At 69.2% G+C, this 25,727-nt stretch carries 29 protein-coding genes and 1 rRNA gene; 17 read left to right on the forward strand and 13 right to left on the reverse strand.

The features are described 5' to 3' along the window. From AC1DIX_RS19775 to AC1DIX_RS19810, 8 genes are all read left to right on the forward strand, one after another. A complete protein-coding gene (locus tag AC1DIX_RS19775; protein WP_477326707.1) occupies positions 1–312 on the forward strand; it encodes a malonate decarboxylase subunit delta in 312 nt (103 codons plus the stop codon). Then, positions 309–1,181: a biotin-independent malonate decarboxylase subunit beta gene (locus AC1DIX_RS19780; RefSeq protein ID WP_477326709.1), complete on the forward strand. Its 873-nt coding sequence runs from the start codon at positions 309–311 to the stop codon at positions 1,179–1,181. The genes AC1DIX_RS19775 and AC1DIX_RS19780 overlap by 4 nt, the downstream gene beginning before the upstream one ends. Next, positions 1,178–1,999 (forward strand): biotin-independent malonate decarboxylase subunit gamma, encoded by an 822-nt coding sequence (mdcE, locus tag AC1DIX_RS19785; protein ID WP_477326711.1) that lies wholly within the window; start codon positions 1,178–1,180, stop codon positions 1,997–1,999. The genes AC1DIX_RS19780 and mdcE overlap by 4 nt, the downstream gene beginning before the upstream one ends. Before the next feature lie 86 nt (positions 2,000–2,085). Continuing rightward, positions 2,086–2,487, forward strand: coding sequence for a malonate transporter subunit MadL (madL, locus tag AC1DIX_RS19790; protein WP_477326713.1), 402 nt, complete (start codon positions 2,086–2,088; stop codon positions 2,485–2,487). Between the two features lie 10 nt (positions 2,488–2,497). Beyond that, a complete protein-coding gene (madM, locus tag AC1DIX_RS19795; protein WP_477326715.1) occupies positions 2,498–3,262 on the forward strand; it encodes a malonate transporter subunit MadM in 765 nt (254 codons plus the stop codon). Between the two features lie 7 nt (positions 3,263–3,269). Then, positions 3,270–3,932, forward strand: a complete 663-nt coding sequence (locus AC1DIX_RS19800) for a malonate decarboxylase holo-ACP synthase (RefSeq protein ID WP_477326717.1) — start codon at positions 3,270–3,272, stop codon at positions 3,930–3,932. Next, entirely contained in the window at positions 3,929–4,858 is a 930-nt protein-coding gene (gene mdcH / locus AC1DIX_RS19805; protein ID WP_477326719.1) for a malonate decarboxylase subunit epsilon, read from the forward strand. Before AC1DIX_RS19800 ends, mdcH begins: the two co-directional genes overlap by 4 nt. Positions 4,859–4,922: 64 nt before the next feature. Beyond that, positions 4,923–6,476: an MFS transporter gene (locus AC1DIX_RS19810; RefSeq protein WP_477326721.1), complete on the forward strand. Its 1,554-nt coding sequence runs from the start codon at positions 4,923–4,925 to the stop codon at positions 6,474–6,476. On the opposite strand, the gene AC1DIX_RS19815 is transcribed toward AC1DIX_RS19810, so the two are convergent. Further along, the gene (locus tag AC1DIX_RS19815; RefSeq protein WP_477326723.1) at positions 6,473–7,789 is read right to left on the reverse strand and encodes an MFS transporter; all 1,317 of its coding nucleotides are present in this window, start codon (positions 7,787–7,789) and stop codon (positions 6,473–6,475) included. The genes AC1DIX_RS19810 and AC1DIX_RS19815 overlap by 4 nt on opposite strands. 114 nt (positions 7,790–7,903) lie before the next feature. Continuing rightward, positions 7,904–10,462, reverse strand: coding sequence for an alpha/beta hydrolase family protein (locus AC1DIX_RS19820; RefSeq protein WP_477326725.1), 2,559 nt, complete (start codon positions 10,460–10,462; stop codon positions 7,904–7,906). Between the two features lie 186 nt (positions 10,463–10,648). Between AC1DIX_RS19820 and AC1DIX_RS19825 the strand changes: the two genes are divergently transcribed. Next, positions 10,649–12,289 (forward strand): ATP-binding domain-containing protein, encoded by a 1,641-nt coding sequence (locus AC1DIX_RS19825; protein ID WP_477326727.1) that lies wholly within the window; start codon positions 10,649–10,651, stop codon positions 12,287–12,289. On the opposite strand, the gene AC1DIX_RS19830 is transcribed toward AC1DIX_RS19825, so the two are convergent. From AC1DIX_RS19830 to AC1DIX_RS19855, 6 genes are all read right to left on the reverse strand, one after another. Further along, entirely contained in the window at positions 12,267–12,950 is a 684-nt protein-coding gene (locus tag AC1DIX_RS19830) for a hypothetical protein (RefSeq protein ID WP_477326729.1), read from the reverse strand. The genes AC1DIX_RS19825 and AC1DIX_RS19830 overlap by 23 nt on opposite strands. 12 nt (positions 12,951–12,962) lie before the next feature. Further along, positions 12,963–13,661, reverse strand: a complete 699-nt coding sequence (locus AC1DIX_RS19835) for a hypothetical protein (protein WP_477326731.1) — start codon at positions 13,659–13,661, stop codon at positions 12,963–12,965. A gap of 45 nt (positions 13,662–13,706) precedes the next feature. Then, a complete protein-coding gene (locus tag AC1DIX_RS19840) occupies positions 13,707–14,714 on the reverse strand; it encodes a helix-turn-helix transcriptional regulator (protein ID WP_477326733.1) in 1,008 nt (335 codons plus the stop codon). After that, positions 14,714–15,127 (reverse strand): hypothetical protein, encoded by a 414-nt coding sequence (locus AC1DIX_RS19845; RefSeq protein ID WP_477326735.1) that lies wholly within the window; start codon positions 15,125–15,127, stop codon positions 14,714–14,716. Before AC1DIX_RS19845 ends, AC1DIX_RS19840 begins: the two co-directional genes overlap by 1 nt. Positions 15,128–15,215: 88 nt before the next feature. Then, the gene (locus AC1DIX_RS19850; RefSeq protein ID WP_477326737.1) at positions 15,216–15,866 is read right to left on the reverse strand and encodes an SGNH/GDSL hydrolase family protein; all 651 of its coding nucleotides are present in this window, start codon (positions 15,864–15,866) and stop codon (positions 15,216–15,218) included. A 10-nt stretch (positions 15,867–15,876) separates the two neighbouring features. Further along, positions 15,877–16,350, reverse strand: coding sequence for a putative molybdenum carrier protein (locus AC1DIX_RS19855; RefSeq protein WP_477326739.1), 474 nt, complete (start codon positions 16,348–16,350; stop codon positions 15,877–15,879). A 132-nt stretch (positions 16,351–16,482) separates the two neighbouring features. Between AC1DIX_RS19855 and AC1DIX_RS19860 the strand changes: the two genes are divergently transcribed. Both AC1DIX_RS19860 and AC1DIX_RS19865 read left to right on the forward strand, forming a co-directional pair. Next, positions 16,483–16,683, forward strand: coding sequence for a hypothetical protein (locus AC1DIX_RS19860; RefSeq protein WP_477326741.1), 201 nt, complete (start codon positions 16,483–16,485; stop codon positions 16,681–16,683). Between the two features lie 13 nt (positions 16,684–16,696). Further along, on the forward strand, positions 16,697–17,209 hold the full coding sequence (locus AC1DIX_RS19865; protein ID WP_477326743.1) for a YqiA/YcfP family alpha/beta fold hydrolase: 513 nt from the start codon (positions 16,697–16,699) through the stop codon (positions 17,207–17,209). Here the strand turns inward: AC1DIX_RS19865 and AC1DIX_RS19870 are convergent. Next, positions 17,183–17,812 (reverse strand): hypothetical protein, encoded by a 630-nt coding sequence (locus AC1DIX_RS19870; RefSeq protein WP_477326745.1) that lies wholly within the window; start codon positions 17,810–17,812, stop codon positions 17,183–17,185. The two genes, AC1DIX_RS19865 and AC1DIX_RS19870, sit on opposite strands and share 27 nt — an antisense overlap. 131 nt (positions 17,813–17,943) lie before the next feature. Here AC1DIX_RS19870 and AC1DIX_RS19875 point away from each other — a divergent pair, with 131 nt between their 5' ends. From AC1DIX_RS19875 to AC1DIX_RS19900, 6 genes are all read left to right on the forward strand, one after another. Continuing rightward, positions 17,944–20,037 (forward strand): AAA family ATPase, encoded by a 2,094-nt coding sequence (locus tag AC1DIX_RS19875; protein WP_477326747.1) that lies wholly within the window; start codon positions 17,944–17,946, stop codon positions 20,035–20,037. A 76-nt stretch (positions 20,038–20,113) separates the two neighbouring features. After that, positions 20,114–21,604: a DUF2779 domain-containing protein gene (locus AC1DIX_RS19880; protein ID WP_477326749.1), complete on the forward strand. Its 1,491-nt coding sequence runs from the start codon at positions 20,114–20,116 to the stop codon at positions 21,602–21,604. Beyond that, positions 21,601–21,750: a hypothetical protein gene (locus AC1DIX_RS19885; protein ID WP_442123338.1), complete on the forward strand. Its 150-nt coding sequence runs from the start codon at positions 21,601–21,603 to the stop codon at positions 21,748–21,750. The genes AC1DIX_RS19880 and AC1DIX_RS19885 overlap by 4 nt, the downstream gene beginning before the upstream one ends. An 85-nt stretch (positions 21,751–21,835) precedes the next feature. Beyond that, positions 21,836–22,096: a hypothetical protein gene (locus AC1DIX_RS19890; protein ID WP_477326751.1), complete on the forward strand. Its 261-nt coding sequence runs from the start codon at positions 21,836–21,838 to the stop codon at positions 22,094–22,096. Beyond that, positions 22,093–22,971 carry an SIR2 family NAD-dependent protein deacylase gene (locus AC1DIX_RS19895; protein ID WP_477326753.1) on the forward strand — a complete coding sequence of 293 codons (879 nt, stop codon included), beginning with the start codon at positions 22,093–22,095 and terminating at the stop codon, positions 22,969–22,971. Before AC1DIX_RS19890 ends, AC1DIX_RS19895 begins: the two co-directional genes overlap by 4 nt. Positions 22,972–22,975: 4 nt before the next feature. Then, positions 22,976–23,431: a hypothetical protein gene (locus AC1DIX_RS19900; RefSeq protein ID WP_477326755.1), complete on the forward strand. Its 456-nt coding sequence runs from the start codon at positions 22,976–22,978 to the stop codon at positions 23,429–23,431. Here the strand turns inward: AC1DIX_RS19900 and AC1DIX_RS19905 are convergent. The 4 genes from AC1DIX_RS19905 to rrf all read right to left on the reverse strand — a co-directional run bounded on the left by AC1DIX_RS19905 (position 23,428) and on the right by rrf (position 25,727). After that, a complete protein-coding gene (locus AC1DIX_RS19905; RefSeq protein ID WP_477326757.1) occupies positions 23,428–24,207 on the reverse strand; it encodes a molybdopterin-binding protein in 780 nt (259 codons plus the stop codon). The genes AC1DIX_RS19900 and AC1DIX_RS19905 overlap by 4 nt on opposite strands. Continuing rightward, positions 24,204–25,046, reverse strand: coding sequence for a cytochrome b/b6 domain-containing protein (locus AC1DIX_RS19910; protein ID WP_477326759.1), 843 nt, complete (start codon positions 25,044–25,046; stop codon positions 24,204–24,206). Before AC1DIX_RS19910 ends, AC1DIX_RS19905 begins: the two co-directional genes overlap by 4 nt. A gap of 6 nt (positions 25,047–25,052) precedes the next feature. Next, the gene (locus tag AC1DIX_RS19915) at positions 25,053–25,478 is read right to left on the reverse strand and encodes a DUF2501 domain-containing protein (RefSeq protein ID WP_477253239.1); all 426 of its coding nucleotides are present in this window, start codon (positions 25,476–25,478) and stop codon (positions 25,053–25,055) included. Between the two features lie 136 nt (positions 25,479–25,614). Next, positions 25,615–25,727 (reverse strand): 5S ribosomal RNA (gene rrf / locus AC1DIX_RS19920).

The raw sequence follows: 25,727 nt of genomic DNA on the forward strand, positions 1-25,727 counted from the left end.
ATGGAAAGACTTCAATTCGAATTCGGCGCCGGCCAGCCGCTTGCCGGACGCACGGTGGCCGGGGTCGTGGCCTCGGGCGACCTCGAGGTCCTGCTGGAACCCGGACCCGCCGGCCGCACCACGGTGGCGGTGCAGACGTCGGTCGACGGCTACGGCGGCACCTGGAAGGCGCTGCTGGAACGCGTGCTCGGTCCGGGCAGCCTGCCGGCCGCACGCATCGAAATCAACGACAACGGCGCCACGCCGGGCGTGGTGCGGATGCGCATCGAGCAGGCCTTCGAAGAGGTGACGCAAGGAGGAAATACGCCATGAGCACCGACATCGACCCGAATATCGACCGCCTGCTGAAGCGCGACAGCTTCATCGAGCGCGGCGCCCGCAGCCGCGCCCAGGCGCTGCTGGATCCAGGCAGCATGCGCGAGCTGGCAGGCCCCTTCGATCGCCTGCACTCGCCCTGGCTGGCGATGCAGAAGCTGGTGACCCAGGCCGACGACGGCGTGGTGGTCGCCAAGGGCAAGCTGGATGGCCAACCGACCGTGGTGCTGGCCATCGAAGGCGCCTACCAGGGCGGCAGCATGGGCGAGATCGCCGGCGCCAAGATCGCGGGCGCGCTGGAACTGGCGGCGCGCGACAACCGGCGCGGCATCCCGACCCGCGCCGTGATCCTGTTCGAGACCGGCGGCGTGCGCCTGCAGGAAGCCAACCTGGGCCTGGCCAGCATCGCCGAGATCCAGTCCGCCATCGTCGACCTGCGCCRCTACCAGCCGGTGATCGGCGTCAGCGCGGGCACGGTGGGCTGCTATGGCGGCATGTYGATCGCCGCCGGCCTGTGCTCCTGGCTGGTGCTGACACGGGAAGCGAGGCTCGGCCTGAACGGACCGCAGGTGATCGAGCAGGAAGCCGGCGTCGCGGAGTTCGATTCGAAGAAGCGCGGCCTGATCTGGGGCCTGACCGGCGGCGAGCAGCGCGTCGCCAGCGGCCTGGCCGACGCCTGCGTGGCGGACGACACCGACGAAATCCGCGCCACCGTGCTGCGCCTGTTCGCCCGGGGCGTGCCGGCGCGGCACCGCAGCGAACGCGCCGACCACTACCTGGCCTGCCTGCGGCGCGTCGACACGCGCGAACAGGCGACGCCGGAAGACGTGCGCGCAATCTACAACCCGATCCAGGGAGACGCATGATGGAACAACAGAAGCCCACCCGTGGCGCCACGTGGCTGCGCCTGCTCACCGGCGGCGCCCGCACCGCGCATGACTGGGCCGCCGTCCAGGTCTGCGATGCCGTGCTGGCCGGCCAGCCGGCCCGCTATATCGCCGTGGTCCCCGATCCGGACAACCGCTTCCCGCGCGCCCGCAACGGCGAAGTCGGCCTGGTCGAAGGCTGGCAGCTGGCCAGCGCGGTGCAGGAAGTGGTCGCCATGGACCGCGACGCCCCGGTGAAACGCCCTATCGTCGCCGTGATCGACGTGCCGAGCCAGGCCTACGGCCGGCGCGAAGAAGCCTTCGGCATCCACCAGGCCCTGGCCGGCGCCGCCGGCGCCTATGCCAAGGCGCGCCAGGCCGGCCATCCGGTCATCGGCCTGATCGTCGGTCTGGCGATGTCGGGCGCCTTCCTGGCACACGGCTACCAGGCCAACCGCCTGATCGCGCTGGACGACCCGGCGGTGATGGTGCATGCGATGGGCAAGGCCTCGGCGGCGCGCGTGACCCTGCGCTCTGTCGAGGCGCTGGAAAAGCTGGCCGCCACCGTGCCGCCGATGGCCTACGACATCCAGAGCTTCGCCTCGCTGGGTATTTTGTGGAAGGTGCTGCGGTTGAACGACCTGACGCTGCCCGGAGAGCGCGACATCGCCCTCGTCCAGGCCGCACTCGAAGCGGCGCTGGCCGACATCCTGGAAGACCGCGAACGCGATCTCTCCGGCCGGTTGAACGGACAGCACCGCCAGGCTTCGCGCCGCGTGCGCGAACTCCTGCAAGCGCAATGGGAGGACGCCGACTGACGACCGCCGCGTGAACCCGCGGGACGCCTCCAATAACAACATCCGGCGCCCGCCCCCATTTCTTGGACGAAGTATAGGAGACAGACATGATTATCTATGGAACCGCTTTGCTGGCCGTGTGCCACCTGCTCGGCATCTTCCTGGGCGACCTGCTCGGGACGCTGCTGGGCGTCAAAACCAACGTCGGCGGGGTCGGCATCGCCATGATCCTGCTGATCTGCGCGCGGCTCTGGCTGCACAAGCGCGGACTGATGCCGCAGACCACCGAGATGGGCGTGGGCTTCTGGGGCGCGATGTATATCCCGGTGGTGGTGGCGATGGCCGCCACCCAGAACGTGGTCGCGGCCCTGCGCGGCGGCCCGGTGGCCCTGCTCGCGGCGTTCGGCAGCGTACTGGTGTGCGCCTGCTTCGTCTCGCTGATCAACCGTACCGAACGCAACGTGCCCGAGGCGGAAGCCAAGGCACACGCCGCGCCGCATCGCGCCTGAGGAGACGATCATGTTGGAACTGCTCGAAAAAACCGCCAAACACAATGGCCTCGTACTGGCCTTCGCGCTGGTCGGCGTGGTGATGATCGTCTCCATGCAGCTGTCGAAGCGCCTCACCTTCGGCCGCGTGCACGGCTCGGCGATCGCAATCCTGATCGGCCTGATCCTGGCCTACTGGGGCGGCATCCAGACCGGCGGCCAGAAAGGCCTGGCCGACGTTTCGCTGTTCGCCGGCGTCGGCCTGATGGGCGGCGCCATGCTGCGCGACTTCGCCATCACCGCCACCGCCTTCGAGGTGCAGGTGGTCGAGGCGCGCAAGGCCGGCCTGGTCGGCGTTGCCGCCCTGCTGCTGGGGACCGTGCTGCCCTTCATCGTCGGCGCCTGCGTGGCCTGGAGCTTCGGCTACCGCGACGCCGTCAGCATCACCACCATCGGCGCCGGCGCCGTCACCTACATCGTCGGCCCGGTGACCGGCGCCGCGATCGGCGCACCGTCCGACATCATGGCGCTGTCCATCGCCACCGGTCTGGTGAAATCGATCATGGTGATGGTCGGCACGCCGGCGGCGGCGCGCTTCCTGCGCCTGCGCACGCCGCGCTCGGCGATGGTATTCGGCGGCCTGGCCGGCACCGTCAGCGGCGTCTCGGCGGGCCTGGCGGCCACCGACCGCGCCCTGGTTCCCTACGGCGCCCTGGTCGCGACCTTCCACACCGGCCTCGGTTGCCTGCTCGGACCCTCGCTGTTGTTCTTCGCGACCCGTTCTCTGGTGGGCTGAGATGGACATGCCGCGGCCGCACGACCTGCTGTTCCTGCGCCACCCCGGAGCCTTCGAGGCCTGCGCCTGCGCTACCCGGCCCGGCTGGCTGGACGCGCTCTGGCTGGAGCAGGCGCCGGTGGTGGTGCGGCGCGCGGCGGCCGGGCCGGAGCGCGCGGCGGTCGGCGCGCGCGGCTTGCAGCGCAACGAGCGCTGCGCCGGCCACATCGCCCTGGCCGACATCGCACGCAGGATCACGCCGCGGCAGCTGGCCCATGAGCTGCTGCGGGCGCCGGGCCGCGTCGAAGGTTTCGCGGATGCCCTTCCCTGCATCGCCGCCCTGCTTGCGCTGGCGCCGCGCCTGCGGGACCTGGACCTGGACTGGGGTCCGGCCGGCGGCGCCGGTTTCTGGCTGGCCAGCGGCCTGCCCGTGCTGCGGCCCACCAGCGACCTGGATCTGCTGGTGCGGTCGCCGCAGCCCTTGTCGCCTGCATTAACGGCCGAATTATGCACCTTGCATGAATACGACGGCTGCCGCATCGACATCCAGATCGACACCGGCGCCGGCGGCTTCGCCCTGATGGAATACGCGCGCGGCGGCAAGACCATGCTGAAAACCGGGCACGGCCCGCAACTGGTGGACAATCCCTGGGAACCGCAGCCCCAGCCGGCGGCGAGCGAGGCGGCATGAGCGTCCTGTTCACCTTCCCCGGCCAGGGCGCGCAAAAACCCGGGATGCTGCACACGCTGCCGGATCATCCGGAAACCGCGCGCACGCTGGCCGAGGCCTCCGCAGCACTATCGCGGGACGTACTGGCGCTGGACAGCGAGGACGCGCTGCGCTCCACGGTTGCGGTCCAGCTTTGCCTGCTGGTGGCCGGCGTCGCGATGGCGCGGGTACTGGCGGCCCACGAAGCGGCGCCGACGATGGTGGCCGGCCTCTCGATCGGCGCCTGGCCGGCGGCGGTGACGGCCGGGGTCCTGGCTTTCAGCGACGCGGTCCGCCTGGTCGAACTGCGCGGGCGCCTGATGGAAGACGCCTACCCGTCAGGCTACGGCATGACGGCAATCGGCGGCCTGACCCGCCAGCAGCTCGAGCCGCTGGTGGCCCGGGTCCATGGTCCCGGCAGCGAAGTCTATCTGGCCAACCTGAATGCGCCGCGCCAGATCGTGATCGCCGGCGCCGGCGCTGCCCTCGATGCGGTGGCCGCACTCGCACTCGGCCAGGGTGCCCAGCGCGCCGAACGCCTGGCGGTGCCGGTGCCCTCGCACTGCGAACTGCTGGACGAGCAGGCGCGCACCCTGGCCTGCGCCATGGACCAGGTGGCGCTGGAACGTCCGCGCATCGCCTGGATCAGCAGCAGCCTGGCGCGCGCCCTCTTCGACGGCCGCCGCATCGGCGCCGACCTGGCCGCCAACATGGCAAGGCCGGTCCTGTGGGCGGACACGGTGCGCCACGCCTGGGAGCGCGGGGCGCGGCTGGCGGTGGAAATGCCCAGCGGCTCGGTGCTGACCAAACTGAGCGCGCCGGCGTTTCCGGACGGGGTGGCGATCAGCTGCGAAGGGACGCGGCTCGACAGCCTGGTCGCGGCCGTGCGGCAGGCAGGAAACGCCTGATAGCGGACAGTCCAGGGGCGCCCAAGGAGCGCCCAAGACGCGCGCCAAGTGCTAGAGTTCGGACATGAATGCCGACTCGAAAGCTGTGCAGGATGACGGCCAGCCTTGCGCGCCGGCGGCGCGGGTGTGGGTGCTGGCGAACAGCATCCTGGCTTCCGGCATGGTGTTCATCGACGGCACCGTCGTCAACGTGGCCCTGCCCGCCCTGCAAAGGGAATTCAACGCCGGGGTGGCGCAGGCGCAGTGGGTGATCGAATCCTATACCCTGCTGCTGACCGCTCTCCTGCTGCTCGGCGGCAGCCTGGGCGACCGCTACGGGCGGCGCCGGGTATTCGCCATTGGCGTGGTCGTCTTCGGCGCGGCCTCCGCCGTGTGCGGGCTGGTGAACGGCATCCAGCAGCTGATCTGGGCCAGGGCGCTGCAGGGAGTCGGCGGCGCRCTGCTGGTACCGGGCAGCCTGGCGCTGATCAGCGCCTCCTTCCCGGAGAACATACGCGGCCGCGCCATCGGCACCTGGTCCGGCTACAGCGCCATTACGGCCGCCCTCGGCCCGGTGCTGGGCGGCTTCCTGATCGAACACGTGTCCTGGCGCCTGGCCTTCTGGATCAATCTGCCGCTGGTGGCGATCGTCCTCTTCCTCACCTTCCGGCATGTGCCCGAAAGCCGCAGCCAAGATGCGCCGCGGCGCCCGGACTGGCTCGGCGCCCTGCTCGTCAGCGCGGCCCTCGGCTGCCTGGTGTTCGGCCTGATCGAGTCGTCCACGCGCGGCTGGGGCGCGCCAAGCGTGGCTGCGGCCCTGCTGCTGGCGCCGCTGGCCTTCGGCGCCTTCGTCCTCGTCGAGCTGCGGCATCCGGCGCCGATGCTGCCGCTGGCCCTGTTCCGTTCGCGCGATTTCAGCGGTGCCAACCTGCTGACCCTGCTGCTGTATGCGGCGCTGGGGGGCCTGATGTTCTTCCTGCCGCTGAACCTGATCCAGGTGCAGGGCTATTCGGCCACCGCGGCCGGCGCCGCCCTGATGCCTTTCGTTTTGCTGATGTTCTCGCTGTCGCGCTGGGCGGGCGGGCTGGTCGACCGCTTCGGCGCCCGCGGTCCGCTGGTGGCCGGACCGGCGATTGCGGCCGCCGGCTTCGCCCTGTTCGCCCTGCCCGGCATCGGCGGCAGTTACTGGAGCGCCTGGTTGCCGGCCGTGCTGGTGCTGGGCTTTGGCATGACGGTCACGGTTGCGCCGCTGACGACCACGGTCATGAACACCCTCGATGCGGGCCGCGCCGGCCTGGCCTCCGGCGTCAACAACGCGGTGTCGCGCGCGGCCGGCCTGCTGGCGATCGCCCTGCTGGGCATCGTGATGAGCCAGTCCTTCGACCGCGCCCTGGCGCAGCGCTTGAACGAGCTGACGCTGCCGGCCCCGCTGCGGGCGGAAGTCCAGGCCCAGCGCGGCAAGCTGGCGGCGATCCGCCTGCCCGACTCGACACCGCCGAGCGAGCGGCAAGCCGTCGAGCGCGCCGTTGCGGAATCCTTCGTCGCCGGCTTCCGCCGGGTGATGGCGCTGTCCGCGCTGCTGGCGCTGGCGTCGTCGCTGGGCGCCGGGCTCACGATCGGCAAAAAGCCGCGGCCTTAATCCAGTGCGCGCTTGCGGGATTCGACGTCGACGCACAGCACCGCGACCGCGCCGGCCGCCAGGAAAGCCGCCAGCATCACCAGCGACAGCGTGAACCGGGTCGCCATCACGGGCGCGACGATGGCCGGCGCGAACAGGCCGCCGAAGCGCGCCAGGGCGCCCGCCGTGCCCATGGCGCTGGCGCGCAGGCCGGTCGGATACACCTCCGGCGTGAAGGCATACAGCGCCCCCCAGGTGCCCAGCAGCGCAAAGCTCATCAGCAAAGTCGATCCGACGACCACCAGCGTGGAACTGCCGAAGCTGTAGAACATGCAGCCGGCGGCGCTCAGCAGGAGGAAGCCCACCAGGGTCGGCTTGCGTCCCCAGCGTTCGACGCCGTAGGCCGACAGCGCAAAACCGGGCAGCTGCACCAGCGCCAGCAGGATCAGGAATTCCTGGCCGCGCATGAAGCCGAAACCCTGGGCGCTCAGGCGGACCGGCAGGTAAACGAACACGCCGTAATACGCAATCGAGATCAGGGCCCATGCAAGGAACAGGCAGATGCTCCTGCGGCGCAGGCCGGCGGAAAACAGTGCCAGCAGCGAGGTCGGCGCCGGCTGTTCGGGATGCAGCGCTGGAATCGCGCCCTCTCGCCCATTCACCCTGGCGACCCGCTCCAGCACCATGCGCGCCTTGTCCGGCATGCCGTTGCGGTTCAGGTACATCGGCGACTCCGGCACGTAGAGCCGCAGGACGACGCCGATCAGGGCCGGAATGCCGGTGACGAAGAAAATCACGCGCCAGGCGTCGTCGCCCCAGCGCAGCGCCACCAGGGCCAGCACCGCCAGCAGCAGGGTGCCGACCGCCCAGAAAGATTCGAGCAGCACCAGCCAGCGGCCGCGCCGGTCGCTGGGCAGGAATTCGGCCATCATCGTGTAGTCCACCGGCAGGGTGCCGCCGACGCCGATGCCGGTCAGGAAGCGCAGCGCCAGCAACCAGGCGAAATCGGGCGCGAAGCTCGACGCCACGCCGAAGCAGGCATCGATGATGACCGCGCCCATCAGCACCGGGCGGCGCCCGATCCGGTCCGCCAGGCGGCCGAAGACGAAGGCGCCGACCAGCATGCCGATGAAGAACAAGGTCCCGCTCTCGAGCGCCCGCGGCATGGCGATGCCGAAGGTCCGGGCAATCGATGGCGCGCTGAAGCCGATCGACAGCACCTGCATGGCGTCGGCCATCCAGACCAGGCCGAAGATGACGAACAGCCGGTACTGGAACCGGCCGACGCCGGCGGCCTGGATGCCCTGCTCCACGGTCGCGGGAATGGTGGACATCTGCTGACTCCCCAAAGTGCGCTGGTGCGCGATAGCTCTTAGTTTGCCAGAAATATCCGCGCGAAAAAAAAGCCTGCCGAAGCAGGCTTTTCAATGTGGCGGAGCTTCAGCGGATCAGCGGCTGGCCGTCTGCGTCGCCGCGCCTGCCGGTGCGGCATTCTTCACGTACTTGTCGAACCAGCGCAGCATCTCGTACACCAGCTGTTCGTTCGACTCGCGCGCCGCGTACCAGTGCGGCTCGTGCGGCAGCATCACCAGGCGGGTCACGCCGCCGTTGCCGCGGATCGCTTCATACAGCTTGACCGACTGCAGCGGCGTGGTGCCCGGGTTGGCATCGTCAGCGCCGTGCACCAGCAGCAGCGGGGTCTTCAGCTTGTCCGCGTAATAGAAGGTCGAGGCCTTGGTGTAGACGTCCGGCGCTTCCCACACCGAGCGGCGCTCGTTCTGGAAGCCGAAGGGGGTCAGCGACTTGTTATAGGAGCCGCTGGTGGCCACACCGGCCTTGAACAGGGTCGAATGCGCCAGCAGGTTGGCGGTCATCAGGGCGCCGTGGCTGTGGCCGGTCACGCCGATGCGGTCCGGATCGGTCACGCCCAGGCGCACGGCTTCGTCGACGGCCGCCTTGGCGTTCGCCACCAGCTGCTCGGTATAGGTGTCGTAGGCCTTGCGCGGATCGCCGACGATCGGGAAGGCGGCGCTGTCGATGATGGCATAGCCCGACAGCAGCAGCAGGCGGTACTGGCGCAGGCGGGTGAAGGTGGCTTGCGAGCCGGTGGTCTGGCCGGCCTTGGACGCGTCCGCGTAGTCGAGCGGATAGGCGTTCAGGATGGTCGGCAGGCGCGTGCCTTCCTTGTAGCCCGGCGGGGTGTACAGGGTGAAGGACAGCTCGATGCCGTCGGCGCGCTTGTACTTGACCAGGCGCTTCTTGATCTCGCGGACCTGCGGGGTCGGGTCAAGCAGATGGGTCAGCGCCGCGCTCGACGAGGCGTAGCCTGGCTCGCCGGCGGCGGCCGTGGTGCTCGCGCCCAGGGTGCGCACGAAGGCGTTCGGGGTCTCGGTGGCCGACTGGTACCAGGTCAGCAGGCGGCCGGTGTCGTTGCCGGCAAAGCCGATGAACTGCTCATACGAGGTTTTGCTGCTGCGGAACAGGCGCTCGGCCTGCTGGGTCTTCAGGTTGAACCTGTCGAGGAAAGGACGGTCACCGTCCGGCGACGAACCCGTGCCCGACAGGTAGATGGTGTCGCCGTCGACGCGGATCACCGGGAAGCCGTTGGCCAGCTGGCGGCGCACCGGGCGGCCCGGATCGGCGTACTTCTCGTCGCTCGACATATCCCAGATCAGGCGGCGCGAGTTGTTCGCATCGTCGACATTGATCTGCCAGGTGCGGACCCATTTGCGGTTGACGTCGTAGTCGCTCAGCAGGGCCACGCCCGGCTGCTCGCTCCAGGCCAGGCCGCCGAAGCGCTGCTGGGTGCGGGTGATTTCGCTAGGCGCGCCATTGAACGGCGCCTTCAGCATCATCAGCTTGTCGCGCTCGGCCGCCTGGACGTTCGGATTGCCGCCGTCCAGCGCTTCGGCCCAGAGCAGGGTCGCGGGATCAAGCGGACGCCAGCTGAAGTTGCGCGGACCGGTCGGCACGCCGCGGTTCGGCACGCGGTCGGCCAGCGGCAGCGCGGCGATTTCGCGCACCACCGGGTTGGCGCCGTTGGCCGCGCGCTGGCTCAGGTCCCAGATATTGATCTGTTTCGGGAAGCGGTCGAAGGTGGTGACATAGGAATACGGGGTGCGGATCTCGACCACGACGGCGTGGCGGCCGTCCGGCGCCACATCCAGTTCCTCGTACATGCCGGGCTTGCCGACCGGCGTGACCTTGCCGCTGGCGGCATCGACCAGCGCCAGCTGGGAGGTGCCGTAGTAGTTGAACAGCTCTTCGTCGTAGCGGTTGCGCAGGGTGTCGCGGTTTTCGTAGGTGCTGCTCTGGCCCGTCGCACCGATGGATTCCTGGATGCCGGGGCCGGCGGCGCCCGGCGCTTCCGGCGGCGGCGCCTTGCGGGCCGGCACCAGCTTGACCAGCAGGGTCTTCTGGTCGGGCATCCATTGCATCTGGTCGCCGAACATCTGGTTCAGGCGCACGCCAGGCAGGCGGCGCACGGCGCCGGTTTTGGCGTCGCCGACCCACAGTTCAGCCGCTTCGTTGGTGATGTTCTCGAAGGCGAAGCGCTGGCCGTCCGCGCTCCACACCGGGCGGCGCGGGCAGGCGCCGGCCGGCAGCTTCACCTTCGTCTGCCTGCCGTCGGCAACCTGGACCAGGTCGATGGCGCTCACGCAGGGTGGGATGCCATAGCCGCCCGGGGTGTCGTGCTGGCTGTGGTTGCCCGGTTCGATGCGCACGCCCGCCAGGCGCAGGAAGGGCGTGCCCACCTTGGCGATCGACGGGTATTCCTCCATCGTGATCAGCATCAGCTTGTCGCGCGTCGGGCTGAGCGAGGGCGACGGCGGCGGCGGCGCGCGCATGACGTCGAGGATTTCCTTCGGCGGCTGGTTGTAGGCGCTGGCGGCGGCCGCGCTGGCCGGCGACTGGGCCGTATTGGCCGGTGCGGCGATCGCGGCGGTCGTCATGCCGATCGCGAGCGTCGTGCTCACGAGGGCGTACGAGAGGTGTTTTCCCTGCATGGGGTTTCTCCGTTCTATTTATTCATATATGCACGGAAAGGCCTGCCGTCCGCACACGTGAACACGAACATTGCCATAGAAATATCCTCCAAGCAACATCAAATTCCCCACAGCCGCGGCAGCGAAGACTGTGCAAGACCGGCATCTTTACTGATAATAGGAAAGTCCTTCACTTTGCCGCGTGCCATGGCCACCGTTTCTCCCCACCTGCTTCCTCCCCTGCRCATCGACGGCGGCCGCTTCCGCGAACTCGAAGTCCTCGAGCGCCTGCGCGACCACCTGCCTGCCGGATTCGACGTCTTCCACAACATCGCCCTGCATACGCTGAACGGCGGGCGGGATTGCTATGGCGAGATCGACATCGCCGTGCTGTCGCCGGCCGGCGCGCTGCTGCTGCTGGAGGTGAAGGCCGGCGCGGTGGTGCTGCGCGATGGCGGGATCTTCAAGCTCTACGGCGACGGCGAATCCGACGTCGCGCGCCAGGGCCGCCTGCAGCGCATCGCCATGCAGAGACGCCTGCAGGAAGCGGGACTCGACGGCACCCTGATGAGCTGCCTGGTCCTGCCCGACTACGAACTAGGCGACAGCCAGGTGATCTCGATGCCGCGCGAGCGCATCATCGACGCCTCCCGCTACGGCCAGATGGTGTCGACCGTCCGCGCCTGGCTGGACGAGGCGCAGGCCGGCGCCGACCGTGAAGCCTTGCGGCGCCTGCTGCTGAACCAGTTCCGCGTCACGCCCGACCTGGCGGCGATGCGCGACCAGCTGCAGGGCGCCGGGCGGCGCCTGTCGGACGGCCTGGCGACCTGGGTGCCGCGCATCGAGGCGCCGTCGGGGGTCTTCCGCATCCAGGCCACCGCGGGTTCGGGCAAGACCCAGCTTGCCCTGCAATTGCTCGAAGACGCGGCCGGCGCCGGCCTGCATGCCGCCTATGTATGCTTCAACCGGACCCTGGCCGACCACGTGCGCCGGCTGGCCTCGCCGAAAGCCGACGTCGTCAACTTCCACGAACTCTGCGTCGACCATTTTCGCCGCGTGCACGGCGAGCCGGAGTTTTCTCCCCAAGGCTTCGAGCGCACCACCGCGGCCTACCTGGAGGCCAGCGCAGGCTTCGCGCCCTCCCTCGACCTGCTGGTCATCGACGAGGCCCAGGACTTCGACGCTGCCTGGGTGGCAAGCCTGTGCAGCCGCCTGCGCCCCGGCGGCAAGCTCTACGTGCTGGAGGACGAATCCCAGCGCCTGTACCAGCACGAAGGCTTCGAGCTGGGCGAGGCGGTCACGGTCCGCTGCAGCGACAACTTCCGCAGCCCGCGCGCGATCTGCGACACCATCAATGCCTTCGCCCTGGTCGATCCGCCGGTCCGCAGCCTGAACCCCTATCCGGGCGAGCTGCCGGGCATCCGCAGCTACGGCTCCGACGAGGAATTGCTGGCCCAGACCGAAGCCGCGGTTGCCGCGCTGCTGGCGCGCGGCTTTGCGCTGGCCGCCATCGCGGTCGTCGGCGGACGTGGCCGCGAGCGTTCCGCCCTGCTCAACCGGGTCGGCATCGGCCCGTGGCGCACCCGCCGCTTCACCGGCGAATACGACCGCAACGGCGAGCCGCGCTGGAGCGAGGGCGAGCTGCTGGTCGAATCGGTCTACCGCTACAAGGGCCAGAGCGCGCCGGCGGTCGTGATCACCGAGTTCGATTTCGCGTCGCTGGACGACGCCGCGCGCCGGCGCCTGTTCGTGGCCCTGACGCGGGCGCAGATGGCGGCGGAGCTGGTGCTGTCGGTTGCGGCGGAACGCTGCCTGGCGGCGATGCTCAGCCAGGCTGCCGGTAACTAGGCTGCGCCCAGCACCGGCGCCGGTGCTGGCTCCGCGAGATCGTAACCCCACATGAACAGCGCCGCCTCCAGTTTGCGGCTGGCGTCCGGGCCGGTGCCGAAAGGCGTACCACACTGCGTTTGCAACAGTTGCTCGACGATCCAGCTGGCCCGCAGGTTCCAGCGCATGTGGGCATAGGCGAATACACTTTCGTCATGCCCGCATTGAAGCGCAGGCCTGGACAGAAGTCCGCCGCGTCGTCCTGCTGCCCGATCGCCACCCTGACCCGACCGATCAGCGCGGCGAGGCCGTTCTTATTGACGCGCAACCACTCCTCGTTATGCGGCGCGACGCCGCCCCAGCGCACCACTTCGACGGCCGCATCGCGAACCAGGGCATCGTCCCCCGCTTCCAGCGCAGTGCGCAACTGTGCCTGCAAGACGTCGAGCACCGCCTTGCTTTCCGCGAAGCTCATGCCGGAACAGCGCCGCCCGTCGAGGCGCAGGAAATTGAAGCGCCATGCGTACAGGGCGAATGCATCGGCCAGGTTGCGAAACCACAGCCGCTGCTCGCGCGGAAGGACATAGCCGTGGCCGCGCGTCGAGTCGGCCCCCAGGTTAGCTCCCATCCATTCGACGAAAGCAGCGACTTCGGGATCGCGCAGGTATTCGTGTTTCTTCATCTCGATGCGCCGTCAGATCTGGCGCCGCGCATGCGCATGAAACACCTGCCCACTCACGTTGCGCGCCTTGTATCCCTGGCCGGCAGGCTGGACCACCGCTTGCAACGAATCTTTCAAGGTAACCGGACGGTCCTTGCCGTCTTCGCCGATCGGATAGCTCGCCGAGAATGGCGCCAGCGCTTCCGCCAGCGCCTCCGTCAGGCGGTCCGCATCGCGGTGGTCCGCCTCCGTCAATTCGCTCATCACGGAAAGAATGGCGCAGTCGATCAGCGTGCCTTCCATCCACTTGGCGCTCGAGGCATAGCCGACACACCAGCGAATCGCACTCTCTTCGATGCAGGCCTGCAGCGTGCTCGATGCCTTGACGGCATAGCAGGCGCCGAGCAGCACGCCGGTGATGTTGTAGTCGCGCGACCTGCTGTTGATCTGGACGAGCGCTTCCAGCAGATCGACGTTGCCGACACGCCTTTCGCTGCCGTGGGCGGCAATGTAGACCGTCGTGTTGCGGTAACGGGTCTTGCACAGGCAGTCGAGCGCCTTGGCGAAACTCGATTTGTCATAGAAGTTCGCGTGGAACACCTCGGTGTCGCCGGCGAGCTTTGCCACTCCCTCGATGAACGGGATGACGCTGCTGCGGTTGGCGTCCGCGTCGTCGAGCCCCCAGGGCGATTCGAGCACCAGGATGGCGCGGTGTGCGTGTGGTTTCTTCATCTATCAGTACTTTCGGGTTGAGAGTAATCGAGGCGCTGGCGCGTCTCAGGCATAGGCCGCCGCCATCCGCTGCGCAATCCCGGCCAGTTCCTCGCGCAGGCCGGCCGGCTCCTGGATCACCACGCCGTCGCCGAAGCCGAGCAGCCACCACACCAGTTCGCGGGTATTCGGCACCGTGGCCGTCAGTTGCAGCCGGCCGTCGCCATCGCCCGTGAGCACCTGGTCGGCACTGAGCGGCGTCTCGAACAGGTGTTCGCCGGCGGCGCGCGTGAAGACCGCCCGCAGCCTGACCGGGGCGCCGGCGATGACGCCGAACTGGCCGGAAGCGATATAGGCGTCGATGTCGAAACCGGCATTCCGGCGCGCCGACTCGTACAGCACCTCGGCCTGCTGCACCCGGTGCAGCGCGAGGGTGCGCACGTCGTCATAGCCGGCGAACATGCAGACCAGGTAGACCAGGCCGCCGCGCTGCACCACGGCCAGCGGATGAACGGACGGGTAGACGGTCGCGGCCTCTGCGTCGCGCTTGCGGTAATGCAGCTTGAGCTGGCGGTCCTGCATCAGCGCCAGGTAGATGCCGCGCTGGCAGTCGTCGTCCAGGCGCGGCGGCAGCAGCGGCTGCTGGGGCGGCACGCTGCGCACCTTGTCCAGCCAGGCGCGCGAGGGCGTGCTGTCGGCCACCGTCGACAGGGTGCGGGCGGCCGACTGGAAGTGTGGGCGCAGGGCGTCGACCGCGCTGGGCGGCAGATGGTGACGCAGGTGCTGCTCGACCAGGGTCAGGGTCAGGGCTTCCGGCAGGGTCAGGCCCGGCAGGTCGAAGCTCGAGGCGTCGCGCAGCCAGCTCCAGCCGTAGGGCTTGTCGCGGTTGTCGACGGCGATCGGGAACACGTTCGACAATTCCTTCAGGTCGCGCTCGACGGTCCGCTTGGTCACGTTGAAATCGGCCGCGCACAGGCGTTCGCACAAATCCTTGGCCGAGACCTTGGCAGGCGCGCGCGGCACCATGCGCAGCATATGCCATTGGCGCAGGAGGGATTGCTGGTTGGTCGGCATCAGAAGTCCTCCGCCCAGCGTTCCCAGAAGCCGGGTTCGTCGTGCGCGGCGTTGCGCATCGCGTGGTCCAGCGGCATGGCGTAGAAGCGCACTCCTTCGTGACGGATCGTCCCGTCAGGATGCTCGAGGTAGTCGCACAGCACGCGGTAAGCGGGCAAGGACTCGTCGTAGGGCACGTCCAGGTAGACCTGGCCCAGCCAGGGCGCCATCACGTTTGGATTGGCAAAGGGACCGCATGGGGTCCAGGGCACGGCGTGCGCGTCCAGCCAGGCCAGCACGGTGGCGCGCATCGGATCCTCTTCATAGCGATAGTCGCGCCATTCCTCGAAAGGCTGGGGATGGAATTCGAGATACAGCACGGCGCGCCCCTTCCGGCGTGCGATGGCGTCGATGTGTTCGATCTGTCCGGGCATGGTGATTGAGTGGCGCCGGGCGTGCCAGCGGCCATCGGTTCAAAATCTCATGTTACCAAAAATATTGCCAACGGGAAATCCCATGCAATCAGGATGAGGCGCCGCCATATACGACCGTCCGCGGCGCGGCCGGATCCTGTTCGCGCACCAGTTGCGCGATCACAGCGGCGATCTTCGCGCCGCCCTGCGCCGAGGGCTCGATCGGCGAGACCGTCGAATAGTCGCCGGCCTCGCCGCAGACCAGGCGCAGGTCGAGTACCGGCAACCGGTGCGCAACGGCCTCGCGCAGGATCACGTCGTTGAAGGGCGCTAGCGCGGTGCGCAATCCCGGCTCGAGGCCGGGCACGCCATCGTAGATCGTGGCCACTGCCACCGGCCTCCGCCTGGACAGCACGACGTTCAGCATGCGCCGGTAGTCGCGTCGGAAGCCGGCCTGCCAGTCGGCCAGCAGGCTCGCCGCCTTGATCACTGAGCCGACACTGGACTGCATCGCGCCCACCAGGCCGAGCACGTCGTTGCCGCCGCAGCTCACCACCAGCCAGTCGGCCGCCTGCGGCAGCGACGGCAGGCGCGCCACATGCTCCAGCATGTCGGCCAGCACCGCGCCGTCGCGGGCCAGCAGGGAGACGCGGTGGCTGCCTTCCAGCAGCGACTGCAGGCGGGCCTGGACCTCGGTCCCGGCGGGCACGTAGGGGGCGTTGTCGAAGATCGAATCCCCCAGCAGGACGATATGCGCCATCTCCGTCTCCTTATCGCTGTATCGCCTGCGACAGCACCTGTCGCACCAGTTCGCCGATTCCCGGCGCCGACGATTCGCGCTTGCCGGCCACGTTCAGCACCTCTACGCCATGCCGCGCCAGGAAGCGCGCCACGTATTTCGGATGGACGCCGGGACGCACCTGCAGCCAGGGCTTTCCCAGGCTGTCCGCGAAGGCGGCGGTGCGTTTCGAACCGCCGTCGAGGCGGTCGTCGAGCGTGAAGATCAGGGTGGCGTCGCTGTCGCGCACATTCCATTCGGTGCGCTGCAGATAGGCGGCGGCCGGGGTCTCCTTCAGATGGTAGCGCTCGGGCAGCACGCCGTCCTCGGTCTTGCGGCCGCGCGGGCACCAGCCGCCGTGCGGGATGCCCTGTTCGATCGCCCAGTCGAGCGCCGCGCGGTCGGCGCCGGTCTGCCCGCCGGCGACCACCATGAAGCCGTCGCCGGCCACGTAAACCTCATCCATGCCTGTTCCTTTCGATTCGACGAGGCTCCAGTCTGGGGCCGGCCGCGACAGGCGGCGTCGCATGCGCGCTGCGACATCGCCTGTCGCCGCCTGCCCTACCTTGGCCGCACCACGACACCACCAGGAGAAACGATGAGCAGACAAACCCTGACCGATGCGCGCTACCACACCATCGGCTACATCGACACCGCCGCCGACGGCCAACAAACCGCCAGAGACGCACGCTACCACGTCGTCGGCTTTTATGATCCGCGCAGCGACACCACGCGCGATGCGCGCCACCACCTGGTAGGACATGGCAACCTGCTGGCCTCGCTGATCGCCGGCCGCTGAAGGAGACATACCGATGAGCCGAGGACTGGTCCATTTCATGCACGGGAAGGAAAGCGGCCCGGGCGGCAGCAAGATCGTCGCCCTCGCCGCGGTGGCGCGGCAGCACGGCTGGGACGCTGCCGCCCTCGACTACTCGCACACCACCGATCCGGTGGCCCGGTTGGCGCAATTGCTGGACGCCTGCGCAGGCGTGCGCGGTCCGCTGCTGCTGGTCGGATCGAGCATGGGCGGCTGGGTCGCGGCCGAAGCTTCCATGCGGCTCGGCGCGCGTGGCGTCTTCCTGCTGGCGCCGGCCCTCGGCATTCCCGCCTACCCGAGCCAGGAACCGGCGGTACCGGCCGCGCACACCGAGATCGTGCACGGCTGGGACGACGAAGTCATCCCCTGCGGGAACGCGATCCGCTTTGCGCGCCTGCGCGGCTGCACCCTGCACCTGGTGCAGGGCGACCATCGCCTGAACGCCCGCATCCCCCTGCTGCGCGAGCTGTTCGGCGCCTACCTAGCACGCTGCGGCGCGCCCGCCTGAAGCCTGGTCCGCCAGCGGATGCAGGATGAAGGCCTGGCCTTCGTCCAGCTCGAAGAAGATTTCGCCCTCCGGATGCGGCGCCGCCAGCGGGGTCCAGATCGTGACCCTGGCCGCGGCGCTCTCCACCACCTCGGCCAGCAGCGGCTCGCGCGCCATCGCCGCGCGCAGTTCCTCGCGGCTCACGCCCGGCACGAACAGCGGCGCCAGCGCCAGCTTGCGCTCGAGCGGCGCCTCCGCCCAGCCATCCTTGCGCAAGGCGCCCAGCACGGCCTGCTGCACCTTCTCGACATCCGGGTGGTAACGCGCATCCTTGACGCCGATCTGCAGCAGGCGCGGGCTGCCCACCAGCTCCAGCCGGCAGGCCACGTAGTCTTCGCGCCTGGTCTCGCCCTGGCTCGCACCCTCGAGCGCGCGCGCGGGCGTCGGGCTCGCACACACGCAGTGGCGGCGCGACGGCATGCCGTCCGGGCGCGTGAATTCCCAGATGTTGTCGACCACGAAGGGCACGTTGGATGGCAGGCGGCAGCCGGTGCGGCGCGTGAACGCCACGCCGGTCTTGAGGGTGCTGCGCGCTTCGGCGCGGTAGAGGGTGGGTTGCGACACTGGCGCTCCTGTGCTTGACAAAGGCGGCCAGCATAACCCGGTGCCGGCGCCGCGCACATCCCCATGCTCTTCCGCTGCGACATGACTTGTCGCAGCGCGCTGGAGAATGGCGGCATCAAAGGAGGAAATGCATGACGTCATATCGCCGCCGCACCGCCCGTACCGCCCCGCGCCCCCTGGTTCCCGTCACCCGCCTGTGGATCCTGCGCATGATGGTCCCGCTCGCCGGTCACCGCGAGCTGGTGGGCCCCCGTTCGTTCATGGACGACGCCCTGGCCCAGGCCCTGGGCCTGGAAGAATGGATCGACCCCGAGGACCGCGACTTCGACCCGGCGGCCGTGCGCGCCCGCCTGCGCGAACTGCACCGCCAGGCCGAGCGCGGCAAGGACCACGGCCTGCCCGCGATCCTGGAGACGAATATCGCGCGGCTGGCCGAACTGGTGGGCCTCGACGACGCCGAACGCGCCATCCTCAGCTTCGCCACCATGCTGCACCACGAGCCCGCCCTCGACCGTGCCGCCGACAAGCTCGGACGGCTGTCCTCGGTGGCCGTGGTCGACGTGCTGGCCCTGCTGCTCGGCCTTCCCGCCGACCGGGTGCGCGCCGCGCTGGCCGGCCAAGGCATCCTGGCGCGCTCGGGACTGCTGAGCGTCGACCACGCCAGCACCGGCACCCTCACCTCCAAGCTCGACCTGCTGTCCAAGCAGTTCGCCGAATCGATCGTCGGATCCGAGACCGATCCGATCACGCTGCTGCGCGACACCGTGGCGCCGAGCGCGCCGGCGCGCCTGACGCTGGACGACTTTCCCCACCTCGGCGAAGCGCTGGCGATCCTGCGTCCCTACCTGACCCAGGCCATGGCGGCCAGCCGCGAGGGCGTGAACATCTTCGTGCACGGCGCGCCCGGCACCGGCAAGAGCGAACTGGCGCGCGCCCTCGCGGCGGCCCTCGGCTGCGAGCTGTTCGAAGTCGCCAGCGAAGACGAGGACGGCGACCCGGTCAACGGCGAACGCCGCCTGCGCGCCTACCGCGCCGCCCAGAGCTTCTTCGACCGCCGCCGCGCCCTGCTGCTGTTCGACGAGGTCGAGGACGTATTCAGCGACGGCGCCAGCCCGCTCGGCGGCCGCGGCCTGGCGCAGCGGCGCAAGGGCTGGTTGAACCGCGCGCTGGAACAGAATCGCGTACCGACCTTGTGGCTGTCGAACGAGATCGACGGTATCGATCCGGCCTTCATGCGCCGCTTCGACGTGCTGGTCGAGGTGCCGGTCCCGCCGCGCGCCCAGCGCGAACGCATCCTGCAGGCCGCATGCGGCGACCTGGTGGATGGACCGACCCTGGCGCGCCTGGCCCAGGCCGAGGCGCTGGCCCCGGCCGTGGTCGACCGCGCGGCCTCGGTGGTGCGTGCGATTCGCGGTGGCTTCGACGCAGCCGCCAGCGCCCGCGCCCTCGAATGGCTGGCCAGCCGCACCCTCGAGGCCCAGGGCCATCCGGGGCTGGAAGCCGGCGCCGCCGTGCAACTGCCGTCCCACTACGACCCGGCGATCCTGAATGCCGACACCGACCTGGCCGCGCTGGCGAAGGGTCTCGCCGCCGGCCGCAGCGCCCGCCTCTGCCTCTACGGTCCGCCCGGCACCGGCAAGAGCGCCTTCGGACGCTGGCTGGCCGGGCACCTCGGCATGCCGCTGCTGCTGAAAAGCGCCTCCGAACTGATGTCGAAGTGGGTCGGCGACAGCGAAAAGGCGATCGCCGCCGCCTTCCGCCAGGCCGAGCGCGAAGGCGCCCTCCTGATGATCGACGAGGTCGACAGCTTCCTGCGCGAGCGCGAGGGCGCGCGCCACTCCTGGGAGGTCACCCGGGTCAACGAGATGCTGACCCGCATGGAGCGCTTCGGCGGCGTCTTCATCGCCTCGACCAACCTGATGGACGACATCGATCCGGCGGCGCTGCGCCGCTTCGACATCAAGATCCGCCTCGATTACCTCGGCGCCGGCCAGTCCGCGCTGATGCTGGCGCGCCAGTGCGCGGCGCTGGGCCTGGACGCGCCGCTGCCCGCGGACCTCGAGCGGGTGCGCCGACTCGAGCGCCTCACGCCCGGCGATTTCGCCGCCCTCGCGCGCCGCCACCGCTTCGCGCCCTTCGCGGACGCCGCCCGGCTGGTGGCGGCCCTGGAACAGGAGTGCGCGCTCAAGGGCGGCAAGCCGGCCTCGATCGGCTTCCTGGGCTGATGAAAAGTCATGCAATTTTATTTCATTTTAGCAACAAAAATGCAATAATCGGTCAACCAACTCAAGCTACCAGATCATGCCCATCCGCCTGTCGAAATCGAAACTGCTGGCCTTCCGCCAATGCGAGCGCCGTCTCTGGCTCGAACTCCACCGTCCCCGCTTGCGCCAGGACGACGGCGCCAGCCAGGCCGCCTTCGCGGTCGGCCACCAGGTCGGCGACCTGGCGCGCAGCCTGTACGATCCCGGCGGCCTGGGCGTGCTGCTCGACCCGCAAACCGAGGGCTTCGATGCGGCGCTGGCGCGCAGCCGGGAACTGCTCGCCAGCGCGCAACCGGTGTTCGAGGCCGGCTTCGCGGCGGCCGGCGCCCTCGCCTTCGCCGACATCCTGCTGCCGGTCGACGGCGGGGCGCGGCGCTGGCGCATGGTCGAAGTGAAGTCCTCGACCTCGGTCAAGGACTACCACCGCGAAGACGCCGCCATCCAGGCTTATGTAGCGCGTGCGGCCGGCGTGCAGCTCGAGGGCATCGCGCTGGCCCGCATCGACAGCCGCTGGACCTATCCGGGCAAGGRCGATTATCGCGGCCTGCTGGTGGAAGAGGATCTGAGCGCCGAGGCCTTCGCGCGCGGCGCCGAGGTCGCGTCCTGGATCGCCCGCGCCCAGGCCGTCGCCGCCCAGGAAGACGAGCCGGCAATCCAGCCCGGCGAGCATTGCGACAGCCCCTACGCCTGCGGCTTCGCGGCCCACTGCGGCGGCGGCGCCCCGGCGGCGGAATACCCGGTGCACTGGCTGCCGCGGATTGCCAGCCGCGCCCTGAAGGAGCGCATCGCCGGCGGCGCCGCCGACATGCGCGAGCTGCCGGACGAGCTCCTCAACGACAAGCAGCGGCGCGTCAAGTCGCACACGCTGTCGGGCGAGGTGTATTTCGATGCCGCGGGCGCCGCCGCCGACCTCGCACCGCACCCGCTGCCGGCCTGCTTCATCGACTTCGAGACCATCAGCTTCGCGGTCCCGATCTGGCAGGGCACCCGTCCCTTCCAGATGATTCCCTTCCAGTTCAGCGTGCACCGGCTCGACGATGCGGGCGGGCTGGAGCACCGCGCCTTCCTCGACCTGTCCGGTGACGATCCTTCGCGCGGCTTTGCCGAAGCCCTGCTCGGCGCCTGCGCCGGCGATGGTCCGGTGTTCGTCTACAACGCCGGATTCGAAACCGCCCGCATCGCCGAGCTGGCGGCGCGCTTTGCCGACCTGGCACCCGGCCTGCTGGCGCTCAACGCCCGCGTGGTCGACCTGCTGCCGGTGGCGCGCGAGCGCTATTACCACCCCGGACAGCAGGGCAGCTGGAGCATCAAGCAGGTGCTGCCGGCGGTCGCGCCCGAGCTGCGCTACGACCAGCTGGACGGCGTGCAGGACGGCGGCGCCGCGATGCACGCCTTCATGGAAGCGATCGATCCCGCCACCGAGGCCGCGCGCAGGCAGGAGATCGAAGGCCAGCTGCTCGCCTACTGCCACCTCGATACGCTGGCGATGGTGAGGCTGTGGGAAGTCTTTTCGGGGAGGCTGGAGTGAAGGATTTCGAGCAGCGCCTGTTGCAGAACGAGGACCTGGTCCGGCGCATCCTGGAATCCGCCGAAGAGATGAGCGAGCCGATGACGGCCGAAGAGTTCATCGCCTGGCTGCACCAGCTCAAGGACGACACCGCGCCGCGCCACTGAAGCATGCCGCAGGGCCGGCACCGCATGCGACGCCGCTTGTCGCCCCGCCTCCTATCATGACCTCAAGCGTCGTGAAAGGAAAAGCATGAATACCGAAACCTCCAGCAGCGGCATCGGCGCCGCCGATCCGCTGCTGCCCCAGGCCTGCGCCTGGATCGCCCAGCTCCACGCAGCCGGAGAGACAGTCCTCCCCTATCCCGTATCGCGCCTGCAGCACCGATTCAGGCTCGGCTACAGCCGCGCCTGGGCGCTGGCGGAAGGGCTGGAGCAGCGTGGCGAATGGACCATCGCCCTGGACGCGGACGGCGCCCGCCATGCGCGCCTGCATCCCGGGAGGGCGGCATGAACGCGGCCCTGCGTCACGAGCCGCTGCCGGCGACGGAGGACCACGCCGCCCTCGAGCGCGCCGCCGCACTGGTGGCCGAGGCCGATGCGCTTGTCATCGCCGCCGGCGCCGGCATGGGCGTCGATTCCGGCCTGCCCGATTTTCGCGGCAATGCCGGCTTCTGGAAGGCCTACCCGGCGCTGGCCGCCAACGGCGCGGCCTTCATGGACATCGCCTCGCCGGCCGCCTTCCACGCCGACCCGCGCCGCGCCTGGGGTTTCTACGGCCACCGGCTCGCCATGTACCGCCGCACCGCGCCGCATGCGGGCTACCAACTGCTGCGCAAATGGGGCGAGTCGCGCCGCCACGGCTACTTCGTCTTCACCAGCAATGTCGACGGCCACTTCCAGAAAGCGGGCTTCGATCCATTGCGTATCGACGAATGCCATGGTTCGATCCACCGGCTGCAGTGCCTCGGACCGTGCTCGCCCGGGCTGTGGCCGGCCGCCGGCTTCGATCCGGCGGTCGACGCCGGCCGCTGCCAACTGCTCGGCCCACTGCCGGCCTGTCCGCACTGCGGCGGCCCGGCGCGCCCGAACATCCTCATGTTCGACGACCGCGACTGGATCGGCGAGCGGCGCGACCTGCAGGCGATGCGCTGTCGGAGCTGGCTCGAACAGGTACGCCGCCCGCTGGTGATCGAGATCGGCGCCGGCCTGAACATCCCGACCGTGCGCCATTTCTCCCAGCGGGTGGTGCTCCGCCACGGCGGCTCGCTGCTGCGGATCAATCCGCGCGAACCCGAGGTCGGCAGGCTGCCGGGCGTCGGGCTGGCCGGCGGCGCGCTGGAGGTCCTCGGCGCGATCGACGGCCTGCTGGGCGCGCAGGGAGCCTGAGCCGATGACGAACATCATCTGGGACCGGCTCGAAGCCGGCGGGGTCGACTACGCGATCGACGTCTTTCCGCTCGACGCCCTGCTCGCCGCCTTCCCGGACCGGCCGCGCGAAGCGCCGACGCTGTTCCGGCAGAACGGCTATGTGGCCGACTGGGCCATCGTCGACGGGGTGCTGGTGCTCACGCGGGTCAGCAGGGAGTCGATCGCGCGCCTGTTCGCCGAGGTGAGTTTGCCGGTGCGGGCGCGCTGGTTCAGCGGCTATGTCTGCGCATGGCGCGGCGAGCGGCGCCGTACCGGGTATCCGCCGCGGACCTTCTTCGACGACGAGATCGTGTTCGAGATCGAGGCCGGCAGGGTCAGGCGGTCGTGGACGCTGGACCTGCGCGGGGTCCCTGACCAGACCGCGGAGGAAGTGCGGCTCTCATTGCCCGCCTTCCTGTGGCCGCAAACCTGGGACTAGATCCCGGCGTACCACTCGTAGCCGAGGTCTTCCCAATACCCGCCCTTGCCGCCGCGGACAGGCTCGAGCCGCGCCACGACATCGAGCCGCATCAGGTACTTGGCCTGCTTGTAGCCGAGCTGGCGCTCGACCCGCAGCCGCAGCGGGGCGCCGTTCTTGACCGGCAACGCCTCGTCGTTGAGGGCATAGGCCAGGATGGTCTGTGGGTGCACCGCCTCGACGAGGTCGATGCTTTCGTAATAGGTCGATCCCGGCGCCTGCAGGTCCGAGCCGTCCATCGGATCGGCGCAATGAAACACGACATAGCGCGCCGCCGGCAGCGGCCCCGCCCGCGACAGCAGGTGGCGCAGCGGCACCCCGGTCCACTTGCCGATCACGCTCCAGCCCTCGACGCAGTCGTGACGCGTGATCTGGGTGCGCGAGGGCAGCGCCTGCAGCTCGGCCAGGCTGTATTGCGCCGGCCGCGCGACCAGGCCGCCGAGCTCCAGCCGCCAGTCGCGGAACTGGCCGGCGAGGAGACTGCGGTACAGTTGGCTGTCCGGCATCGCCGTGCCGTTGCTGCGGAACTCGGCGGCGATCTCGTCTTCGCCGAATTCCTGGGCCATGGCATCGCGCCCCGTCAGCAGCGCCTGCGCGCGCCGGCTGAGGAACTGGGCGCTGCGCAGCCTGCCGTTGAAGGCTTCGCTGTCGGCCAGGCGATCGCAGCCGGCCAGCACGCCCGGCAGGGCCGAGCCGGCGGCCAAGCGCAGGAAGCGTCTGCGGGTCAGCATGTTCATGGCGCCCTCTCCTCCTTCCCTTCGTGCATCTCGTGCCGCTCTTCCGGCAGGCGGTAGTAGCCGGTGATCATCGACCGCAGATTGTTCCACAGCCCGGTGACGATCACTTCGAACACATGCACCACGACGAAGGCCAGCAGCAGGAAGGCCGCCGCGAAGTGCAAGGTGCGCGCGGACTGGCGCCCGCCGAGGATGCCGACCCAGCCGCCGAACAGGGCGTCCAGCCGCGGCGACATGCCGAGCCCCGCCAGGACGATCAACGGGAGCAGAATGAAGATCACGACGAGGTAGCTGAGGTTCTGCAGCACGTTGTAGCGCTTCGCGGCGTCGCCGGCGGGATGGCGGAGCAGCAGGTGGTCCCTGAGCGAGCGGCCGATGCCGCGCAGTTCGGACCTGCGCGGCACCAGGTCGCGCCGCAGGTGACCGCCGAGCACCGTATAGGCCACATAGACCAGGCCGTTGAGCACGAAGATCCAGGCGAAGAACAGGTGCCAGTTGCGCGCGGTGGCCAGGTATTGGCGGCCCGGGATCGTCGCCCAGGACGGGAAGGCGCGCTCCGTCTTGCGCGCCTGACCCTCGACGCGCGAGGCGCCCAGCACGCCGTCGGTAACGAAGACCCGGGCGCCGACCTGGGTGATGCCCTGCGGCTCGCCATCGGGACCGGGACGGGCCGTGATCGACAGCAGCGGCGCGTCGAAATCGGAGTCCGCGCCCCAGTAGAGGTGGGGATGGGCGTTGAAGATGCCGAGCCCGCTCATCAGCATCAGGAAGAAGCTGAGGACGTTAATCCAGTGCAGGATGCGGACCGGCAGGCGGTGCCGGTAGAAGGGCCGGGACATCCGGATTCACAGGAAAGTCTTGGCCTGGCTGAGGACGGCATCGCAGACCCGTTTAGCGATCTGCGCCTTCAGCGCGCCGCTGCCCAGGTCCATCGACTCGCCGTTACTGCCGTGCAGAAGGCCCTTCATGCCGTCGCTGTAGCCGGGGTCCCGGCTCTGGCCGCCTCCGGGCAGCTTGCCCAGCAGCTTGTCCTTGATTGCGGCCGGGTCGTCGCCACCCAGATAATTGTTGGTGATGCAGTATTGCAGCAGGCCCGCCACATTCCCGACGCTGCCGGACGTCATCGGCATGTCCGTCATGCCGGCCAGCCCCTTCAGGGCGTCGGTTTGATTGCCCTTGCCCAGCACCCCCTCGAGCTGGGCATTCGCGCCCGTCACCGGCAACACGGCTGCCAGCGCCAGCACGGCGAATCGCCAAATCGGACGTTTCATCATCCACCTCCGCATGTTCTCGCCGCCATGCTCAGGCTGGATTGCGGAAAGCGCAATTGGACTTTGGTCCTATATTTTTGCCTGCAGAAAAGCAAAAAGCCCGCTCAAGAATTGAGCAGGCTTCTGCGAATAATTAGCCTGACGATAACCTACTTTCACACTGGTTGCAGCACTATCATCGGCGCAAAGTCGTTTCACGGTCCTGTTCGGGATGGGAAGGGGTGGTACCGACTTGCTATGGTCATCAGG

The sequence above is a fragment of the Massilia sp. 05N420 genome (assembly GCF_056397205.1).

Excerpts from the sequence above, each read along its gene's own strand:
- AC1DIX_RS19835 (WP_477326731.1), bottom strand. The coding sequence starts at position 13,661 with ATGAAGAAACCACACGCACACCGCGCCATCCTGGTGCTCGAATCGCCC.
- AC1DIX_RS19915 (WP_477253239.1), bottom strand. The coding sequence starts at position 25,478 with ATGAAACGTCCGATTTGGCGATTCGCCGTGCTGGCGCTGGCAGCCGTG.
- AC1DIX_RS19775 (WP_477326707.1), top strand. The coding sequence starts at position 1 with ATGGAAAGACTTCAATTCGAATTCGGCGCCGGCCAGCCGCTTGCCGGA.
- AC1DIX_RS19900 (WP_477326755.1), top strand. The coding sequence starts at position 22,976 with ATGACGAACATCATCTGGGACCGGCTCGAAGCCGGCGGGGTCGACTAC.
- AC1DIX_RS19820 (WP_477326725.1), bottom strand. The coding sequence starts at position 10,462 with ATGCAGGGAAAACACCTCTCGTACGCCCTCGTGAGCACGACGCTCGCG.
- madM (WP_477326715.1), top strand. The coding sequence starts at position 2,498 with ATGTTGGAACTGCTCGAAAAAACCGCCAAACACAATGGCCTCGTACTG.
- AC1DIX_RS19840 (WP_477326733.1), bottom strand. The coding sequence starts at position 14,714 with ATGCCGACCAACCAGCAATCCCTCCTGCGCCAATGGCATATGCTGCGC.
- AC1DIX_RS19845 (WP_477326735.1), bottom strand. The coding sequence starts at position 15,127 with ATGCCCGGACAGATCGAACACATCGACGCCATCGCACGCCGGAAGGGG.
- AC1DIX_RS19875 (WP_477326747.1), top strand. The coding sequence starts at position 17,944 with ATGACGTCATATCGCCGCCGCACCGCCCGTACCGCCCCGCGCCCCCTG.
- madL (WP_477326713.1), top strand. The coding sequence starts at position 2,086 with ATGATTATCTATGGAACCGCTTTGCTGGCCGTGTGCCACCTGCTCGGC.
- AC1DIX_RS19865 (WP_477326743.1), top strand. The coding sequence starts at position 16,697 with ATGAGCCGAGGACTGGTCCATTTCATGCACGGGAAGGAAAGCGGCCCG.
- mdcH (WP_477326719.1), top strand. The coding sequence starts at position 3,929 with ATGAGCGTCCTGTTCACCTTCCCCGGCCAGGGCGCGCAAAAACCCGGG.
- AC1DIX_RS19815 (WP_477326723.1), bottom strand. The coding sequence starts at position 7,789 with ATGTCCACCATTCCCGCGACCGTGGAGCAGGGCATCCAGGCCGCCGGC.
- AC1DIX_RS19890 (WP_477326751.1), top strand. The coding sequence starts at position 21,836 with ATGAATACCGAAACCTCCAGCAGCGGCATCGGCGCCGCCGATCCGCTG.
- AC1DIX_RS19910 (WP_477326759.1), bottom strand. The coding sequence starts at position 25,046 with ATGTCCCGGCCCTTCTACCGGCACCGCCTGCCGGTCCGCATCCTGCAC.
- AC1DIX_RS19860 (WP_477326741.1), top strand. The coding sequence starts at position 16,483 with ATGAGCAGACAAACCCTGACCGATGCGCGCTACCACACCATCGGCTAC.
- AC1DIX_RS19905 (WP_477326757.1), bottom strand. The coding sequence starts at position 24,207 with ATGAACATGCTGACCCGCAGACGCTTCCTGCGCTTGGCCGCCGGCTCG.
- AC1DIX_RS19855 (WP_477326739.1), bottom strand. The coding sequence starts at position 16,350 with ATGGATGAGGTTTACGTGGCCGGCGACGGCTTCATGGTGGTCGCCGGC.
- AC1DIX_RS19850 (WP_477326737.1), bottom strand. The coding sequence starts at position 15,866 with ATGGCGCATATCGTCCTGCTGGGGGATTCGATCTTCGACAACGCCCCC.
- AC1DIX_RS19800 (WP_477326717.1), top strand. The coding sequence starts at position 3,270 with ATGCCGCGGCCGCACGACCTGCTGTTCCTGCGCCACCCCGGAGCCTTC.
- AC1DIX_RS19830 (WP_477326729.1), bottom strand. The coding sequence starts at position 12,950 with ATGAAGAAACACGAATACCTGCGCGATCCCGAAGTCGCTGCTTTCGTC.
- mdcE (WP_477326711.1), top strand. The coding sequence starts at position 1,178 with ATGATGGAACAACAGAAGCCCACCCGTGGCGCCACGTGGCTGCGCCTG.
- AC1DIX_RS19895 (WP_477326753.1), top strand. The coding sequence starts at position 22,093 with ATGAACGCGGCCCTGCGTCACGAGCCGCTGCCGGCGACGGAGGACCAC.